This is a genomic window from Pseudoalteromonas aurantia (genome assembly GCF_005886875.1).
Lineage (GTDB): Bacteria > Pseudomonadota > Gammaproteobacteria > Enterobacterales > Alteromonadaceae > Pseudoalteromonas > Pseudoalteromonas aurantia_A.
Map to the genome: position 1 here is coordinate 1 of NZ_PNBY01000055.1, position 3,403 is coordinate 3,403.

The window sequence follows — 3,403 nt, forward strand, 5'->3', positions numbered from 1 at the left end:
AAATTAGTTGACCACTACAAACACACTATAAATCAACTTTTGACCCACATCACTTTCTGTTAGTAGCGATTCAAAGTATCTCGATAGTTTACTGGTCATTGTTGGCCATCGTTTTAGCGTATAAGTTTCTCCAATGTAAAAATACCCTGACACGTTATATTTCAGATGCCTCATACTGGGTCTATTTAATTCATGTACCGATTCTAATTTATATACAAATGCCTTTGTTAGCCCTAGATATTTCGATTTACTTAAAGTTTTTAATATCTGTTGTCTTTACATTGGCAATTAGCTTCGCAAGTTATCATTTGCTCATACGTTTTAGTTTTATGGGTAAGCTCCTCAATGGAAAAAAGTACCATAGGAACAAGTAAACTCGATTGTATCTCACTTGAAAAGTACGGTAGTTAAGGTATACATACTTTATGTAAGGGATCTCTTAAAATATTTTCAATAAAAGTTAACTACTGGCAAACATTATTCCTGCCTCGTTTTTTAGCGCGATAAAGTGCAAGATCTGCGCGTTTAAGTACCTGCTCAAACCGGTATTTAGCCGACTTTTCAGCCACCCCAATTGATACTGTTACGTGAACAGTCTTCATGCTTTGTGAACGAGTCGATTTCCTTGCTTGTTTACCACTGCGTGAAGTATCTCTGATCACCATGTCATAATTAGCGATTTCTTCACGTAATACCTCTAAATACTCCTGAGCATGTTCAATTCCTTTACGCGAAAAAATGACGGTGAACTCTTCTCCTCCATATCGAAACACTCGACCACCGCCCTTTAGTTTGGCAAGCTTTGATGCCACTAGTTTTAACACCTGATCACCAATATCATGACCGTACGTATCATTAAACTTTTTAAAGTGATCAATATCGATCATAGCGACGGTATAACGACGCCCTAGTGACAAGGCAAGTTGATGTAAAGCTCTGCGTGTCGGCAGGCTCGTAAGCTCGTCACGATATGCCAAAAAATATGATTCAATACAGACAACTAATAAATAAAGGACAGCTAAAACCAAAAGGATGGCGTCAAACGCAAATTCATGTAACTCAAACGCAGTGGCACTCCATAACAAAGAACTGATCAATAAAATACTCTTGGTTAAGTCAGTACTTCTCATGCTCAATAGCAACAAGGTTACATTACAAAGTGACAATGGTAATAAGGTTGGGATAAGTGCCTTTATTGGCTCATATATAAGATTATCGGGTAATAGCGACAACAGAGAATCATTATGCAGCAGCCAATACCAAGATAGTGCTCCGCATAAAACAAAATAGATAATACGAGTAATAAGGTGAAAGGAGAGCAAAGCTCGATCTTTTATCAAAGCGCACACAACGAATATAAATGAAAGCGTTATTATCAGCCATGGCTGATGGGTATCAAGCCATGCCTTCCAATATACATCATGCCTTTCATTAAAAACAAAAATTAGCCAAATACCACATAAAAGGCTAATTCGACTGCGATTAAACTGCGCTGAAAATAGAAAAACAGCAGCTAACACAGGGTAAACAGCTTTATGGATAGAATCTGATACTTCTGTTATGAATACCTGAAAATACGTTGCCAGAATAAATAAAACACTCACACCCGCTATACTGATTAATGTTGGCTTCAAACCTACAAAATTAAACAACCATACCCCTTTAAATACTCAGCTTAAACAAGCAAGATATTGTAAAGCCCAACACCGCTGATTGCTAGCCTCATAAGCCCTAGCTAGCACTTTACCCTATATGCTGCACAAAATGAGGCAGTAATATATTTGCTCACTAGGCTATCGATGGATTAGTTCTAGCTACCCCTTGATTATTAATTGTTCTGAGTGACTATAAAAAGTAGAGTATTTATGCTGAGTAGGTTCTTGCGCTTAAAGATACACATTGTAATTTTCCTATATCGTGAAAAACATTATAGTTTCCATATACACATGAAATGAACGTTTAAACGTGATTCACAATAAACAGCCATCGAGCTTAGGGGACGTGACCATTGCACAGAACCTGTTACAGAATCAATTCCATTATTACATTACTAGCTTATCACTTCTCCTTTATTCGAAAGCTCATAAATGATTGTTCCTAAAAGGCCACACGCAAATAAATTTCATTATGTTAATATTCAATCGTATAAATCATAAGAAGTAAATTTACATGGCTAATTTCTCCACTCATTTAAAAGCATCTATTATTACAAGTGCAGCGCTATCTACTGCCATATTAGCTGTCGACTTGATCCCACTAATACAAGTCTGTGGCCTTTTTATAATTGGTTCTCTTTCTGGGCTCGTGCCTGATCTCGACGCCGATCGTTCAAAGTCGTTAAACACGCTTTTTTCAATATTTTCTCTTGCGGTCAGTGCGATCGTTATACTCTCTTTCAACTTTGACTCACTACTAGAAATTTGGGCCTCTTTGCTTTTGATATATGGCTTTATCCACTTTGCTATAAAGCCTATTTTTGAACATTTAACGGTACATAGAGGTTCATTTCATTCACTTTCAGCCGTTGTACTGGTCGTATTAACAACGTTAAATTTAGCTATGTGGCTTAATTTTTCGATTACTTTGGCCGTTTTATCTGCGATATATGTATTAGTCGGGTATCTGACCCACCTTATTCTCGATGAATGTTACAGCGTCGATATTAGTAATAAGGAAATCAAGGCATCTTTTGGCAGCGCCTTAAAACTATTTGATACTCGATATATTACAGCAACACTGTTTCAATTTACCTTTATAGGTTTAAACACCTATTGGATGTGGCACAGCTACGATGAGATATTTAATACATTCTTGAAGATAAAAAGTGCTCTAATACAAATACAGCTTTTACCTGACTTAACCAGATACTCGTTCTGAATAGGAGCTTTATAACGCTATACTCATCAGAGCTAAACTTTACAGAACATGTTAAGCCTTGGCTACGTTGTAAAATAAGGTATTCATAAGCTATGAGATTAGCGTAATCAAAACTCCGTCTCCCTGCATTCATTTCAGGGTCCATGGCTTTTCACTGCCTTTTAAGAATTCAGAACCGTGTAAAAATAACAACTGTCTTATGGATCCTGACCTTCGTCAGGAAGACAATGGGGAAAATCTGAACCTATGATAATAACAACTTCAAACATGAGTACTTTGGACCCCGACCTGCGTCAGGAAAACAACAGGGTAAGTATATGAAGCCTGTTATATTAACAGCGGCAAGAAGCATGGGTGTTTTGGATCCTGACCTGCGTAAGGAAGAAAAAAGTGTGAGGTTCGTCTCCCTGAATTCATTTCAGGGTCCATTGTCTTTAACTGTTCTTTAATGGCAGCCTGAACCCCTTCCTAATCCAATTGTTCTTAATTCCTTTTCCTAAACCTTAAAAAGCAAAAAACCCGTCGC

Annotated in this window: 3 protein-coding genes; 2 read left to right on the plus strand and 1 reads right to left on the minus strand. The window is 37.3% G+C overall.

What is annotated here, in order from left to right; translation table 11 throughout:
• Positions 1–68: 68 nt before the first annotated feature.
• Positions 69–374: a hypothetical protein gene (locus tag CWC18_RS21950; protein ID WP_432760780.1), complete on the plus strand. Its 306-nt coding sequence runs from the start codon at positions 69–71 to the stop codon at positions 372–374.
• A gap of 90 nt (positions 375–464) precedes the next feature.
• Here CWC18_RS21950 and CWC18_RS12040 read toward each other — a convergent pair whose 3' ends face one another.
• Entirely contained in the window at positions 465–1,652 is a 1,188-nt protein-coding gene (locus tag CWC18_RS12040) for a GGDEF domain-containing protein (RefSeq protein ID WP_138675331.1), read from the minus strand.
• Positions 1,653–2,169: 517 nt separating this feature from the next.
• Here CWC18_RS12040 and CWC18_RS12045 point away from each other — a divergent pair.
• Positions 2,170–2,877: a metal-dependent hydrolase gene (locus CWC18_RS12045; RefSeq protein WP_138675332.1), complete on the plus strand. Its 708-nt coding sequence runs from the start codon at positions 2,170–2,172 to the stop codon at positions 2,875–2,877.
• Positions 2,878–3,403 lie beyond the last annotated feature (526 nt).

Bases quoted from the DNA above. Each gene is read 5' to 3' on its own strand.
- CWC18_RS12045 (WP_138675332.1), top strand. From the start codon at position 2,170: ATGGCTAATTTCTCCACTCATTTAAAAGCATCTATTATTACAAGTGCA.